Origin of the sequence: Burkholderia sp. HI2500 (assembly GCF_002223055.1) — a bacterium.
In the GTDB taxonomy this organism is placed as follows: domain Bacteria; phylum Pseudomonadota; class Gammaproteobacteria; order Burkholderiales; family Burkholderiaceae; genus Burkholderia.
Map to the genome: position 1 here is coordinate 986,806 of NZ_NKFL01000006.1, position 14,062 is coordinate 1,000,867.

Annotated in this window: 15 protein-coding genes and 1 riboswitch; of the genes, 8 read left to right on the forward strand and 7 right to left on the reverse strand. The window is 66.6% G+C overall.

What is annotated here, in order from left to right; all coding sequences use genetic code 11:
* Position 1 precedes the first annotated feature (1 nt).
* The 3 genes from CFB45_RS22225 to CFB45_RS22235 all read right to left on the reverse strand — a co-directional run bounded on the left by CFB45_RS22225 (position 2) and on the right by CFB45_RS22235 (position 4,417).
* Positions 2–571, reverse strand: a complete 570-nt coding sequence (locus CFB45_RS22225; protein ID WP_089429090.1) for a YdeI/OmpD-associated family protein — start codon at positions 569–571, stop codon at positions 2–4.
* Between the two features lie 236 nt (positions 572–807).
* The gene (locus CFB45_RS22230) at positions 808–2,736 is read right to left on the reverse strand and encodes a TonB-dependent receptor domain-containing protein (RefSeq protein ID WP_089429091.1); all 1,929 of its coding nucleotides are present in this window, start codon (positions 2,734–2,736) and stop codon (positions 808–810) included.
* Between the two features lie 340 nt (positions 2,737–3,076).
* A riboswitch (cobalamin riboswitch) is annotated at positions 3,077–3,269 on the reverse strand.
* Positions 3,270–3,358: 89 nt separating this feature from the next.
* The gene (locus CFB45_RS22235) at positions 3,359–4,417 is read right to left on the reverse strand and encodes a helix-turn-helix domain-containing protein (protein ID WP_089427398.1); all 1,059 of its coding nucleotides are present in this window, start codon (positions 4,415–4,417) and stop codon (positions 3,359–3,361) included.
* 167 nt (positions 4,418–4,584) lie between these two features.
* Here CFB45_RS22235 and CFB45_RS22240 point away from each other — a divergent pair, with 167 nt between their 5' ends.
* From CFB45_RS22240 to CFB45_RS22260, 5 genes are read left to right on the forward strand one after another with little or no spacing between them, the layout of a single operon-like run.
* Positions 4,585–4,929: a hypothetical protein gene (locus CFB45_RS22240; protein ID WP_089427399.1), complete on the forward strand. Its 345-nt coding sequence runs from the start codon at positions 4,585–4,587 to the stop codon at positions 4,927–4,929.
* Complete coding sequence (locus CFB45_RS22245) at positions 4,919–5,551, forward strand: Dabb family protein (protein ID WP_089427400.1); 633 nt, start codon at positions 4,919–4,921, stop codon at positions 5,549–5,551. Before CFB45_RS22240 ends, CFB45_RS22245 begins: the two co-directional genes overlap by 11 nt.
* Positions 5,552–5,600: 49 nt before the next feature.
* Positions 5,601–6,593: an NADP-dependent oxidoreductase gene (locus tag CFB45_RS22250; protein ID WP_089427401.1), complete on the forward strand. Its 993-nt coding sequence runs from the start codon at positions 5,601–5,603 to the stop codon at positions 6,591–6,593.
* Between the two features lie 31 nt (positions 6,594–6,624).
* Entirely contained in the window at positions 6,625–7,500 is an 876-nt protein-coding gene (locus CFB45_RS22255) for an SDR family NAD(P)-dependent oxidoreductase (RefSeq protein WP_089427402.1), read from the forward strand.
* 5 nt (positions 7,501–7,505) lie between these two features.
* Positions 7,506–8,330, forward strand: a complete 825-nt coding sequence (locus CFB45_RS22260) for an SDR family NAD(P)-dependent oxidoreductase (RefSeq protein ID WP_089427403.1) — start codon at positions 7,506–7,508, stop codon at positions 8,328–8,330.
* A gap of 34 nt (positions 8,331–8,364) precedes the next feature.
* Here the strand turns inward: CFB45_RS22260 and CFB45_RS22265 are convergent, their stop codons facing one another.
* The 4 genes from CFB45_RS22265 to CFB45_RS22280 all read right to left on the reverse strand — a co-directional run bounded on the left by CFB45_RS22265 (position 8,365) and on the right by CFB45_RS22280 (position 10,972).
* Positions 8,365–8,613 carry a hypothetical protein gene (locus CFB45_RS22265; protein WP_089427404.1) on the reverse strand — a complete coding sequence of 83 codons (249 nt, stop codon included), beginning with the start codon at positions 8,611–8,613 and terminating at the stop codon, positions 8,365–8,367.
* 117 nt (positions 8,614–8,730) lie between these two features.
* Complete coding sequence (locus CFB45_RS22270; RefSeq protein WP_089427405.1) at positions 8,731–9,705, reverse strand: threo-3-hydroxy-L-aspartate ammonia-lyase; 975 nt, start codon at positions 9,703–9,705, stop codon at positions 8,731–8,733.
* 61 nt (positions 9,706–9,766) lie between these two features.
* Entirely contained in the window at positions 9,767–10,405 is a 639-nt protein-coding gene (locus CFB45_RS22275; RefSeq protein WP_011355097.1) for a helix-turn-helix transcriptional regulator, read from the reverse strand.
* 63 nt (positions 10,406–10,468) lie between these two features.
* Entirely contained in the window at positions 10,469–10,972 is a 504-nt protein-coding gene (locus CFB45_RS22280; RefSeq protein ID WP_089427406.1) for a YbaK/prolyl-tRNA synthetase associated domain-containing protein, read from the reverse strand.
* Positions 10,973–11,487: 515 nt separating this feature from the next.
* Between CFB45_RS22280 and CFB45_RS22285 the strand changes: the two genes are divergently transcribed.
* From CFB45_RS22285 to CFB45_RS22295, 3 genes are all read left to right on the forward strand, one after another.
* On the forward strand, positions 11,488–12,075 hold the full coding sequence (locus tag CFB45_RS22285) for a TetR/AcrR family transcriptional regulator (protein WP_144025221.1): 588 nt from the start codon (positions 11,488–11,490) through the stop codon (positions 12,073–12,075).
* A gap of 56 nt (positions 12,076–12,131) precedes the next feature.
* Positions 12,132–13,040, forward strand: coding sequence for an alpha/beta hydrolase (locus CFB45_RS22290; RefSeq protein WP_089427408.1), 909 nt, complete (start codon positions 12,132–12,134; stop codon positions 13,038–13,040).
* A gap of 253 nt (positions 13,041–13,293) precedes the next feature.
* Positions 13,294–13,923, forward strand: coding sequence for a HEAT repeat domain-containing protein (locus CFB45_RS22295; protein WP_179255091.1), 630 nt, complete (start codon positions 13,294–13,296; stop codon positions 13,921–13,923).
* Positions 13,924–14,062 lie beyond the last annotated feature (139 nt).

Consider the following 14,062-nt stretch of genomic DNA (forward strand, 5'->3'; position numbering starts at 1 on the left):
TCTATGGATGGATGGTTTCGCCGCGATTCAGCATGTCGATGAATTCCCCGATTTTGCGCGCCCGTGTTTCCGGCTTCTTGGCATTCTGTATCCGATACAGGATGGCATATCGGTTACGGCTGTTCAGTGTCGCGAAAAACGTGCGGGCTTCCGGATTGGCGTCCAAGGCCGCCTGAAGGTCGTCCGGCACGGTCGAATTGCTTGCCGACGTGTAGGCAGCCTGCCAGCGGCCGTCCTTTCTCGCTTTCTCGATTTCGCACAGGCCGGGCGGGCGCATTCTGCCTGCGGCGATCAGCGCTTCAGCCCTGTCCGTGTTGAGTTTGGACCAGATGCTTTTTGCGGAGCGCGGGGTGAAGCGTTGCAACCAGTATTGCTCGCTCTCGGCCCGCTTTTGACCGTCGATCCAGCCATAGCAGAGGGCGCTTTCCAACGCCTGTTCGTAGGTGAGGGTTCGCTGCCCGGCGCCTTTTTTCGCCAGGCGCAGCCATGTTCCCGCCGACGTGCTGCCGTTCTGCCCTAACCAGTTTTCCCATTCGACCTGACTGGTGAATGTTAGGGCGCATTCGGTCATGTCGCTATCCTGAATGGTGGAGTACATGGGCGGGGACGGCGTCCGCAGTCTAACAGTGTTGATACGGACAGCAACGTGCGCAGTGCGACGAAAGACCGGTCGCTCGTCAGCCGTCAGTCCGTCGCCCGGTTTGGGGGCGGCATCACCCGTTTCAGGCATCCGGTGGCGCAGGTATCGGATGCTCGATTTCAAATGGGAGGCTTCGCCAGCTATCCGGCGAAGCCTCCCCATCCCGGTCAGAACGTGTAGCTGACCTTCCCGAACGCCGTCCGCCCGAGCGTGTTGTACCCATACGCGGTCATGTACTGCCGGTCGAACAGGTTCGACACCGTCGCCGACACGGTCAGATGCGAATTGATCCGGTACGACGCGCGCAGCCCCACCGTCAGATACGAAGGCAGATAGGTCGAATTGGCCGGATCGTCGAACGTCGTGCCGCCATAAAGCAACGACGCCCCCGTGCTCAACGCATGCAGGTGCAGTTCATCCCACGTGTGATCGATGTTGAGGCTGACCGTCTGGCGCGGCCGGCGGTTGAGCCACGAGTCGTTGGTTTCGTCCTGCGGATTCAGGATCCCGACCGCGACGCTCACCGGCGTCGAGCGGCCGATCGTCCCCTTGTACGACAGGTCGATGCCACGAATATGCGCGCGGCCGATGTTGATCGGCGAGAACGTCGCCGGGTTGTACGCGATCAGGTTGCTGACGCGCGTATCGTAGATCGCGGCCGTGAACGTACCGTACGACGTGTTCGCATCGACCGCGGCCTCGACCGACGTGCTGCGTTCCGGGCTGAGGTTCGGATTGCCGTAGCCGGGGTAGTACAGGTCGTTGAACGACGGCAGCTTGAACGCATTGCCGTACGACACACGCGCCGTGTACACCGGCGTGATCGCCCACGACAGCGCCGCGTTACCGGTATTCACCGACCGCCCGGCGATGATTTCATGACGCCCCGCGAGGAACATCGTCACGCTGCCGAGCGTCGCCGATTGATGCAGCGAGAACGCGGAATCGTTGCGCGTCGGCACGCCGTTCGGAATGTCGACCGGCAGGAATGCCTGCTCGCGGGTGAAGTCGTAGGCGAGCTTGGTTTCGCCCGACAGCGGCAGCCCGAACAGATGGAATCCGCGCGCCTGGTGCGTCAACGACGTCGACGTGCTGATGCGCTGCGAATTGATCTGGTCGGTCGGGGTGGTCGGATCGCTCGCGTAGATGAACCCGCGATCGTTCGCATAACCGAACGACTGGTCGAACTGCGTGTCCGGCGTGATATCGAGGTGGAACGCGATACCGGTCGTCAGCTGATGATCGAGCTGGCGATTCGCATAGCCGCGGTTGTCGTAGGACAGATCGGACCGGTGATACAGCGCGAACGTCGAGATCGACCAGTTGTCGCGCGCGTAGCCGAGGCGCGCATCGAGATCCTGCGCGTGGTACGGATTGCGGCCCGCCTCGTGCCCGTACGCGAAAGGCCGCGTCGCGTCGATGCCGGCCGTGTTGTACGAATGCAGGCCGAGCGAGTAGGTGAGCCCGCCGAGCGCGGCGAGCGGCCCGGTCGACGGCACGGTGCCCGACGTGCGCAGTTGCGTGTCGAACGTCTTGTTCGACCCGCCGCCGAACGACACGGTGGTCTGGTTCGGCTGGCTGGCCGCGCGGCGCGTGAAGAGTTGCACGACGCCGCCCATCGCATTGGCGCCGAACGACGCGGCGGCCGGCCCCGAGATCACTTCGACGCGTTCGAACGATTCGGTCGGCAGGTCCGCCCAAGGCGCGATGCCGGTGGTCGGCGAGCCGATCCGGATGCCGTCGATGAACACGGCGACCTGGCTGGCCGACGAGCCGCGGATGCTGACTGACGCGGACGAGCCGGGCCCGCCGTTCTGCGAGACGGTCACGCCGGGCAGCGTCGCGAGCGCCTGCGTGATGCTCGGGTCGCTCGGCGACAGCCGGTCGAGATCGGTGCGCGTGAGCACCTGGGTCGTCGCATAGCGCTGGTCGAACGACTCGGGCAACCGGCGTGTGTCGGTCACATTGATCGTCGGCAGGTTGGCGCCTTCGGCGGCCGGGGCCGGTTGCGCAACCGCGGTGTCGCCGGCTGCGTGGGCGAGCGGCGAGAGGAATGCGGTCGCGGCCGACGTGGCAAGGAGGTGTCGAATCTTCATGAGGCTGTCGTTGTGGTCGGGCTGCGCATGCGTCGATCGGGGGAGCGCGGCGGGCAGCGCCGGTTTTGTCATCGGTGATCGGGCTATCGCGCGAGCGGGCCGAGCGGGCCGCGGTCGCGGGCGTCGGCGCGGCACATGCCGGCGGACGCGATCGACAGAGAACGACGCGCGCGAGCAGGCGGGCCGTGCATGCCGGCGGCGTGCCGGCGCGACGCTTCCGGTGAGGAAGCGGATGCGGTAACAGTGGACATCGGGCGGATCCTGAGGTCGGGCCGTCCATGCAACGGGCACCGCCAAAGGCGGTGTTGGCGCATCGGGACACCCCGCCCGGTGCGGCTGCTTGGACCTCGGGTCGATGGCAGGTCTCCTGGCTCGCGGGTCCTGATTCGCGCCGGCCTTCCCGGTTTCCCAGTGGCACGCAGTGGCACGGATTCGCCGCTCACAGTTGCGGGGGCAGCCGCAGATTCGAGGCACTGCCTCTCCTGCGTTCCCTTTTGATCCCATCCCTGGGAACCATCAGCGCGCAAGGGTAATGGCGTGCGCGCCGGCGCGTCAATTGTCGGACAGCCCCCGGATGCGAAAAAACGTCATCGATGCGCAAAAACTTTCGAAATCCTGTCTTTCAGGCGTCGGCGGTGCGTTTCATGTCTGACGAAATGGCATGGTTCGCTGCGATGAAATCGCGCCGGTACCGGCTCGGCGCGACACCCGTCCACCTGACGAACGCGCGGCGGAAGGCTTCCTCGCCGCCGAACCCGAGATGCGCGGCGATCCGCGCGACCGGCCAGTCCGACTCGCGCAGGCAGCGGCGCGCGGCCTCGGAGAGGCATTGCTCCCGCAGCACGTGATAGCCGCTGCCTTCGGCCACCAGCCGCCGCCGCAACGTCGCCTCGCTCACGCCGAGCCACACGGCCAGCTCCGCGAGTGCCGGCAACGCCTGCTCGTGCGCGAGCGCCGCGTCGAGAAAACCGCGCACCTGCTGCGCCCACGACACGACGGCCGGCGCCGCATCGATCAGGCGAAACGGAAAATCGACGAGAAACGCGTCGAGTTCGGCTGGCTGCCGCACCACACGGCATTCGAGCCGCGCCGCATCGAATGCGAAGCCGTAGGTCTTGCGGCCCACTTCGACCGGCGCATTGAACAACCCGAGCAACGGCATCGCGTCGTCGCGGCGCGGATGGCCGAGCCATACGTCGGTCGGCCGCAGCGGCTGCCCGATCAGCCAGCCGAACAGCTGCAGATAGCAGAACAACCCCGTCAGGTCGACGAGGCACGCGGCCGGGCTGCGTGTGCGGCGCAGCGAATCCATCCGGAACGTCGCGCGCCCGTCACGCACGGTGAGCGACAGCGCGCCGGCGCGCGGGGTCAGCATCTCGCCGAATTCGCGCGCGCAGCGGATCGCGTCGGCGAGCGTCGCGCAGCTCAGCAGGCAGCGGCACATCAGGTCGACTTCGCGCTTGCGCATCGGTGGGTGGCCATCGCCGCGCGCGACCTGCGCCTCGAGGCGTTCGATCGCGTCGCGATACAGCGCGACGAAATCGCCCGGCGTCGCTGCCGGTGGCGGCGGCTGCGCATCGCGGTCGGCCGGCGGCGCGCCGCTGCGCGTGAGTTCGCTCAGCAGGCGCGCGCCGAGGCCCGGCAGGACGCGGCTGCGGGCCGGGATGGCGCGCTGTTTCATGAGTTTCCCGATCTGATCGTTGCGACAGGGGGCGGTGAGCGGGCCGGTAGGGGGCTGCGAATCGTCACCACGCAAGAATGCTATCCACGCCGACCGCCTTCGGCCTCGCCGGAACGGCGTAGGCCGGCTGCGCATCCCTGTCACGAACGACCACGGACGACACGCGAATGATCCAGATCGTAGACGAAATCACGCTCGCGCCCGAGCGCATTCCCGACGTGCTTGCACTGCTGCGCGACCGTTACCTGCCGGGCCATGCGGCGCGCGGGCTGACGGCGGCCGGCCGTTGGATATCACCGCCCGTCGCGGTGCCGGGGCAGCCGAGCACGCTGTGGCTGACCTGGCACGTGGCCGACGCGCCGGCCTATTACCGGATGCGTGCGTTGACGGATGCCGATGTGGTCGGATTCTGGATGGCGGTCGACGCGCTGTGCGACCTGCGCCGTCGCCATGTGATGACGGACGCCGACGCGCCGCTGCCCGCGCTGACGGAGGTCGATCATGCGGCATGACACGGCACAGGTATTCGTGTCCTCGGATTGCGATGCGAGCGCGATCGAGCATGCATTGCACGAAGCCGCGCACGCGCGGGTTGGCACGACACGCGTGGCATTGGCACGCAATCTGGACGGCAGCTGGGGCGCGGGCGACTACACGCTCGACGTGTTGCGCGACGATTCGGCGGCCGACGGCACGGCGGATTTCGCGGCGCTGGCTCAATTGCCGGGCATCGAGCGCATCGATGGCGCTCAATGCCGCTCGATCGGCGGCGGCCTGCGCGAACCGGCGCTGCGCGACGGCGTCTGGCGCACGCTGATGCTGCGCGTGCGGCCGCAGGCCGGCGCAGCGCAGATCGCCGCGCTCGAACGCGAACTGCTGCAGATGCCCGCGTTCATGCCCGGCATCCGCAACTGGCGCCTGAGCCGGATCGAAACGCCCGGCGCGTGGACGCATGTGTGGCAGCAGGAATTCGCGCACGTCGGCGATCTGCTCGGCGAATACCTGATGGATCCGTATCACTGGGGCTGGGTCGATCGCCGGTTCGACGTTGAAAGCCCCGACTGGACGGTCGATGCGATCTCGCATGCGTTCTGTCCGCTCGCGTCGAGCCTGCTGACGGACACGGCGGCGTGACGCGCAGCTCACATCGAGCTGACATCAAACCAACCCTGGAGACACGAAGATGCGAGCCCTGTTGATCGACCGCGTCGGTCATTCCGACACCTTGCGAATGGCCGACGTGCCGGCACCGACGCCGGGCCCCGGCGACGTGCTGATCCGCGTGGCCTACGCGGGCATCAATCCCGCCGACTGGAAATGCCGCGAAGGCTACCTCGGCGCCTTCATGCAATACACGTTTCCGTTCGTGATCGGCTTCGACGCGGCGGGCGTGGTCGAAGCGGTCGGCGACGGCGTCGACGGGTTCGCGCCCGGCATGCGCGTGTTCGCGCAGACCGACGTCGGCGCGGGGCGCTGGGGTGCGTATGCGGAATTCGTCGCGGTGCGTCACGACTCGGTCGTGCGCGTGCCCGACGCGGTGAGCCTGGCGGAAGCCGCCACGGTGCCGACGCCTGCGCTTGCCGCATGGGCCGGCCTGTTCGACGACGGCGAGCTGAAGGCGGGCCAGACCGTGCTGGTGCACGGCGGCGCGGGCGCGGTCGGAACGTTCGCGATCCAGCTTGCCGTGCAGGCCGGCGCGCGCGTCGCGGCAACGTGTTCCGCGTGCAACCGCGAGACGGTCGAATCGCTGGGCGCGGCGGCGAGCATCGACTATCGCGCGCAGGACGTCGCCGCGGCGCTGCGCGCCTGGGCGCCCGGCGGTGTCGACCTCGTGCTCGACGCGGTCGGCGGCGACACGCTGCCCGATGCGCTCGACCTGCTGGCGCCGGGCGGCACGCTGGTGAACATCATGACGCTCGCGGCCGGCGATGCGGAGCGGCTCGCCGCGACGGCGGCCGTTGCCGCACGACGCGGCCTGCGCACCGCGATGACCTACAGCCGGATGCCGAGCGGCGGCACGCTTGGCCGGATCGCGGCGCAACTCGACAAGCACGCGCTGCGCGTGCCGCGCTTCGACCGTTTCCCGCTCGAACAGGCGGCCCGCGCACTCGATCTCGTTCAAACGGGCGAGGCGAAAACGAAGCTGGTGCTTCATGTTGCGGATATCGCCCGCTGAGCGGCCCGCACGCACAACACAGGAGACAACGATGACCGATATCCGAACCGGCGTACTGGCCGGCAAGTGTGCGCTCGTGACGGGCGCAAGCCGCGGCATTGGCCGTGCGATCGCGCAGCGCCTCGCATCCGAAGGCGCGACCGTCGTCGTGACGGCGCGCAGCCTCACGCCATCGGCGACGACCGCCGGCACGCTCGCCGAAACGGTTGCGCTGATCGAGGCCGCCGGCGGCCGCGCGATTGCGCTGGCGGCCGACCTGTCGAACGCAGCCGAGCGCGACGCGCTCGTCGGGCACGCGGCGCAAGCCGCCGGCGGCCTCGACATCCTCGTCAACAACGCGGGCGTGGCCGACTACGCGTGCGTCGACGCGATGCCGATGACGATGTTCGACACGACGATCGAACACTATCTGCGGATTCCGTTCGCGCTGGCACAGGCCGCGATCCCGCTGATGCGCGCCCGCGGCGCCGGCTGGATCGTCAACGTCGGCTCGGTGACGGCGCTGCCGCCGCTGCGGCCGTTCGACGATTTCTCGCGCGCGGGCGGCGCGACCGTCTATGCGGCGGCGAAGGCAGCGCTGTCGCGCTTCACGCAGGGGCTCGCGGCCGAACTCGAAGCCGACGGCATCGCGGTGAATCTCGTCGCGCCGAGCACGGCGATCCGCACGCCCGGTGCCGCGCGCTACATCCCCGAAGGCTATCCGACCGAGGACGTCGCGTATCTCGCCGAGACCGCGCTCGCGCTGTGCCGCCTGCCGGCGCGCGAACGCACGGGCCTCGTCACGCACAGCCTGCATTTCCCGCTCGCGCAGCAACTCGCGGTGCGCTCGCTCGACGGCCGCACGGTGCTGCCGCCGCCGGTGGTTCCCGCGTATGCGCATCCCCACATCGACCCGACAGGACTTTGATTGACATGACGAACCCGATTCACTTCGACGGCGGCACCGCCGTGATCACCGGCGCGGCCAGCGGCATCGGCAGCGGGCTCGCACGCCACGCCGCCGGGCTCGGCATGCGCGTCGTGCTGGCCGATCTCGACCCGGCGAAGCTCGACGCCTTCGCCGCGACGCTCGACACCGACGTCCTGTGCGTGCCGACCGACGTCAGCCGGCCGGAAGCCGTCGACGCGCTGGCGGAAGCGGCCTGGCAGCGCTTCGGCGGCGTCGACCTGCTGTTCAACAACGCCGGGGTGATGGCGACCGGCTTCAGCTGGGAAATCACGCCGGAACGCTTCGAGCGCAGCTTCGCGATCAACGTGCACGGCGTGCTGAACGGCATCCGCAGCTTCGTGCCGCGGATGCTCGAGCGCAACGTGCCGGCGCGCGTCGTGAATACCGCGTCGGTCGGCGGGTTCCTGCCCAGCCCGCTGATGTCGCCTTATTCGGCAACGAAATTCGCGGTGGTCGCGCTGACGGAATCGCTGTATGGAGAACTGAAGATGCTGGGCGCACCGGTCGGCGTGTCGTTGCTTGCGCCGGGCCCCGTGCAGTCGGGCATCTTCAACGACCCGTTCGGCGCGGTGCACGACCGGCCGGAGGTGCGTGGCTTCGTCGACACGATGCGCGCGATGCTGAACGCGCACGGGCTCACGCCCGACGCGTTCGCCGCGCGGGTGTTCGACGGCATCCGGGACGGGCGCTACTGGCTGATTCCGCAACCGGAGACGATCGACGGCGCGCTGCAGCGGCGCACCGACGACATCCTCGCGTCACGCGATCCGTCGCTGCCTGCGTTCTGAGGGCCGGGCGCGGCACAGCGCCCGGCGCGTGCCGTCACATGCGCATGCCGGAGTGCGAACGGCCGCTCGGGTCGCCGCCGCGATCGGGCGGCGTATTGTTCTGATCGATCTTCGCGAGCACGAAGCCGGCGTGCGGCAACGCGCCGGGCGAGCGGTGCGTCGCTTGCGCGACGGCGTCGTGCGGCGACGCTGCGGGGAAACCGGATGACGTCACGCCCGGTTGAGCGAACGCCGAAAGGGAAGCAGCCGCCAGGGCGGCGGCGACGATCGCGTGCGATTTCATGGTGGCTCCTTCACGACTGACTGCGGGACAACATCATCAGTCTAGGGCGCGAAACTTAACGCGACGTGAAGGAGCGATGCGGCGCGGATGACGGAATATTCATGCGCGCCGCGACGTTCATGCCGGCGCCGACACCAGCGCGCAGAAGTTCTCGAGATCGACGTTGCCGCCGCTGATCACGATGCCCACGCGCTTGCCCTGCAGCGCGTCCTTCATCCGTCGCACCGCGGCGAACGACAGGCAGCCGGTCGGCTCGACAACAATCTTCATACGCGTGGCGAAGAAGCGCATGCAGTCGATCAGTTCCGCGTCCGTCGCGGTCAGGATGTCGTCGACGTCGCGCCGGATGATCGGGAACGTCAGGTTGCCGAGGTGCTGCGTCTGCGCCCCGTCGGCGATCGTGCGCGGCGTGTCGATATGCACGATCGCGCCGGAGCGGAACGATTGCTGGCCGTCGTTGCCGGCTTCCGGCTCGACGCCGTACAGCGTCGCGTGCGGCGACAGCGCGCGCGTGGCGAGCGCGGTGCCCGACAGCAGGCCGCCGCCGCCGAGCGGCGTGAATACCGCATCGAGCGGGCCGACTTCGTCGAACAGTTCCTTGGCCGCCGTGCCCTGGCCGGCGATCACGTCCGGGTGGTCGTAGGGCGGAATCAGCGTGAGGCCGTGCTGCGCCGCGAGATCGCGGCCGATCTGCTCGCGATCCTCGGTGTAGCGGTCGTAGGTCACGACCTTGCCGCCGTAGCCGCGCGTCGCGGCCATCTTCGCGGCCGGCGCATCCTGCGGCATCACGATCGTCGCGGGAATGCCGAGCATGCGCGCCGACAGCGCAATCGCCTGCGCATGGTTGCCGGACGAGAACGCGACGACGCCGTTGCGGCGTTGCTCCGCATCGAAGCGCGACAGCGCGTTGAACGCGCCGCGGAACTTGAATGCGCCCATGCGCTGCAGGTTCTCGCACTTGAAGAACACTTGCGCGCCGAGCGCTTCGTCGATCGTCCGCGACGTCATCACCGGTGTGCGGTGCGCATGGCCTTCGAGCCGGGCCGCGGCGGCGGCAACGTCGTCGTAGGTGGGGAGAGTCGGAGCGTTCATGGATTGCCTGGTGGTCGTTGAAATCGTTCAGCGGGAAAGCAGCGCGTGTCACGCGCCTGCGTCATTTCGCATCGTTGTAGACGGTCGCGCGCGAGACGCCGAGATGCTGCGACACGATCTCCATCGCGCGGCGCACTTCGAGGAAACCGTCGGCCTTCAGCGTCTGCATCAGCTCGCGGCGCTGGTCGGTCTTCAGTTCGCGCGGCGTCGTCGCGAGGCGCATCGCGAATGCGTCGATGCGTTGGCGGATCGCGTCCGCGCCGGCCGGATCGAGCGTTTCCGCGACGGCTTCGCCGTCCGTGCTGCAGAACTGGTTCAGCATGCCCTGGAAGCCGCGGAACAGCGTGACGTCGGCATTCAGGCACAGCGCGGCCACATAGCGGCCGGTCGAATCCTTGATGCCGATCGACGTGCTTTTCGCGGTGCGGCCGTCGGCGAAGCGGTTCGGGTAGTTCGCGAGCACGGGCGGGAAATCGTCGTCCGCGATGCGGGCGAGGCCGAGCTCGGTCGCGGGATCGCCGACGGCGCGCCCCGACAGGTTGTTGTGGATCGCGAGGATCGCGTGCTTCGGCGTGCGCAGGTCGTGAACCACGACCTCGGTGAACGGCGCGAACATCGCACCGAGCCCTTCGGCGATGCGCTGCACCTGTTCGATCAGCGACGCCTGTTCGGACAGCACGAGTTTCCGGGTAGTGGTCATGATGGTTTCGCGGTCAGGTTTCGGATCGATGCGACGGCTGCGGGGGAAGGGGCAACCGGCGTGTTACTCGCCTTCCGCGGCTTCCGGCCGCGTGATGTCGGCGAGCAGCGGCTGCGCGATCCGCACGTAGTCGGCCGCGTCGAGCACGACGGAGCGGTCGAGGCGGCCCGCGTTGAAAGCGATCTCGGTGTTGCGTTCGACCAGGGCGGGGTCGACGACGAGCGTCACGCTGGCGTCGAACACGAACGGCGGCACGGCGCCCATCACGCAGCGCGTGACGGTGGCCGCGAGGTCGGGCGACGCGAGGGTGGCCTTGCGGCGGCCGACCGCATCGGCGACCTTGCGGAAATCGATCTTCAGATGGCCGGGAATCACCGCGAGCGCGGTGGTGTTTCCGCCATCCTTGAACGTGCAGAGCATCGCCTTCGCGCCCTGTTCGGGGCGCGTGCCGCGCAGCGCGGCGATGGCGTCGGATTTCCCTTCGGCCGGATGCTCCAGCACACGGAACCGCGCGCCGGACGTGTTCAGCAGATCGCAAAGCGTGTCGAAAACGGGGTAGTCGCTCATGTCGCTCCGGGCAAATTGGGCCGGGGAATCGGGGGCGCGCTCGGGTTCGTATGCTTCGGCGTGCCGGTCGATGGATTGTCAAATTATAGACTTTTTGTCATGGGCGTGGCAAAGGGACGGGAGCGCGGGGAGTCAAGGACGTTCAGGCGCATCGACGAGAATGTGTCGATCGACCCATTTTGTGACGGGTATCGAACAAGTCATGTGTACGCTCGTCAAGCGACGTCGGTGCTTCTCCCCGGATTTCCAATCCTGCGTAGAATGTCGCCGTCAGGTTCCGCCTTGCGGTCCCTGCAGTGGAACCGACACGGCCGCGTGTGGGGCATCGATGTTTTGCAAAATCCGGTCGACCAACCTATATCACCACTTCCGTGCGCGGAGCGGATGCGGCGTGGTTGGTCTGCGACCGGGCATCAGCGGCGCTGACGCGCCATCAGCACCATCGCCCCGGGCATGCGCTCACGGGGCAGCAGGAGGAATTCTTGAAGAGGGCGGCTCTCGATAACGGACGCGTCTTGACCGAACGCGGCAAGAACGCTGTGAACAAGATTATGGCCAGTGCGATCGAGATCTTCGTGGACGAAGGCTACGGCGGGCTGACCATGAGGAAGGTCGCGGCAAAAGCCGGGTTGGCGCTGTCGAACCTGCAGCACTACTTTCCCACGCGCGAAGACATCTTCGAGGCGATCCTTGCCGTGACGCGGGAGGCGTACGCCAATACGTACGACGGCGTGCGCGCGGACACGTCGCTGACACCCGAGGGCCGGCTGGAGAAAGTGGTCAGACTCTTGCTCGAAGACAGCAAGCAGCCCAAGACCCAAAGCCTGTTCGTGAACTTCTGGGCACTGGCCCAAACGCAGGAGTTCGCGCGGAAGATGCTTGAAGAGGGGTATGAATTTCAACGCGGCGTGATCGCCGGCCTCATTGAAGCCGTGAACCCGGCGCTGCCACAAGCGGTGCGCATCCGGCGCGCGGCACTCGTTACGGCGCAGATCGAGGGGCTCATCGTGTTGATACCGCAAAGGAATCGGTTTCCGTCGGATATCAAGGGAATCGAGGACGATGCGGTGACGGCCATTCTGGCTTTGGCCAAGGCGCCGTGAGCTGCACTGTTGGAGCGATTGTCGGTAGCTCATGACCAGGGGGGCTTTTGCATACCATGCAGACGGAAATCGAAGCGCCGGGCCCTGCCGGTCCGTTGAAGGGCACGCTGTTGTCCCCGGACACCGGCGATATGCCGGTGGTGCTGATCGTGCCGGGCTCGGGCCCGACCGACAGAAATGGCAACGCGCCGAGCTGGCTTCAAGCGTCGACGTATCGGTTGCTCGCGGAAGGATTGTGCGAAGAAGGTATCGCGTCGGTACGAGTCGACAAGCGCGGCATGTACGGCAGCGCGTCGGCGATACCGGATGCCAATGATGTCGTGATCGACGACTACGCGGCGGACGTCCATTCGTGGGTAGCCGCCATCCGCGCGCGGACAGGTGCTTCCAGCGTATGGGTATTGGGGCACAGCGAGGGCGGTTTGGTGGCGTTGCTGGCGGCGCGGCAATCCGCCGACATCGCCGGCCTGATCCTGGTTGCCACGGCGGGGCGTCCGCTCGCGCCCGTATTGAGGCAGCAACTGCGGTCGAACCCTGCAAATGCGGCGATCCTGGAAAATGCAATGTCGATCCTCGATTCCCTGGAAGCGGGGAATGGGGTAGACGCGACCGACATCGATCCGGCGCTCATGCCGTCGTTCAGGCCGCAAGTCCAGCGCTTCCTGATCAGCGAATTGACCATCGACCCGGCAGCACTGCTGGCCGATTACGTGAAGCCCGTGCTGATCGTGCAGGGCGCGCGGGATATCCAGGTTGCCGTGCAGGACGCGGAACTGTTACAGCGAGCAAATCCGCAGGCCGAAATGGCGCTGATCGCCGACGCCAATCACGTTCTCAAGGCCGTCCGCACGGCGGATCTGCACGAAAACTTCGCTGCTTATTCGAACCCGGACCTGCCACTGGCGGACGGTGTCGTGGAGGCAGTTTCGGCGTTCGTGCACAGATTTGCAGTGAGTCGGCGCTAATCTCGATCGAATACGATGCGATTGTCGGGGCAGCCTGTAGCGGGCCGGCAGCCGCCGGATGGCGGCGAGTGTCTGCTGTCGCGAGCGTGACCGCATCGGCCCGTGCCGGTCACTCGCATCAGATGCACAGATCGGTGACCATTCCTGCACCGACCGGCTCATGGGTTCGTTTATACGGCCAAGCTGTTAGAGTCGTCATTTCTTTTCGAAGGGTGCGGTGATGCGACAAGCGCTACTCGAGCTAATTCAACGGATGACAGATCGTCAGGACTTCGTTAGCTCGGACGATTCCATCTCTTGGCAGGCACATCGCGAAGCGGAACTGCTTGGCGACATGTCTCTGGTTGATGAACTCGATGTATTCCTCGGCCAGAAGCCCAAAAAGGAGCAGCGGTCTGCAGCGTACTTCATCATCGGCAAGATCGGAAAGAACTGTCTCAGCGGCGAGTGCGCGGTACGCCTGATCGAATACTCGTCCAGAGAGCCGGACAAGTATGCGCTGGCAAGTCTCCTTGATCGGCTTGCTGACATCCCGAAGCCGGGAGGCGTCGATGTCCGGCCCCTGTTTCCACTTCTCAAGGACAAGCGCTGGCTCGTGAGGCATTCCGCAATACGGTCACTCAATGGTTGCGCAAACCCCCAGGCTGAAGACGAGTTGCTGGAGATTCTCGCGACCACTTCAGATCCCTACGACGTCATCTACTGTCAATCCACGCTCAACCGGATTGGCACGTGCAAAGCGTTGCCTGCCATCACGCAGAATCTAAAGTCGCGCAAGCGCGATGTGAAGATTTCGGCTCAGGCGGCGATAGAAGCGATCCAGGCACGTGACGGCCAGCCTGTCGCGGACGCCGCCGATGGATCTGCTCCTCCTCGACGGTAACGACAGGTGATTCAATGAACGTTGCGAAACGATGTGATCATCTATTGCGGCGGGCACCCGAATCCGTTCGCGTCCGGTAGTACTCGCCAGCATTCAGGCGTTCGCCGCAGTGCCCCACGTTCAACTATCGATTGGAGCG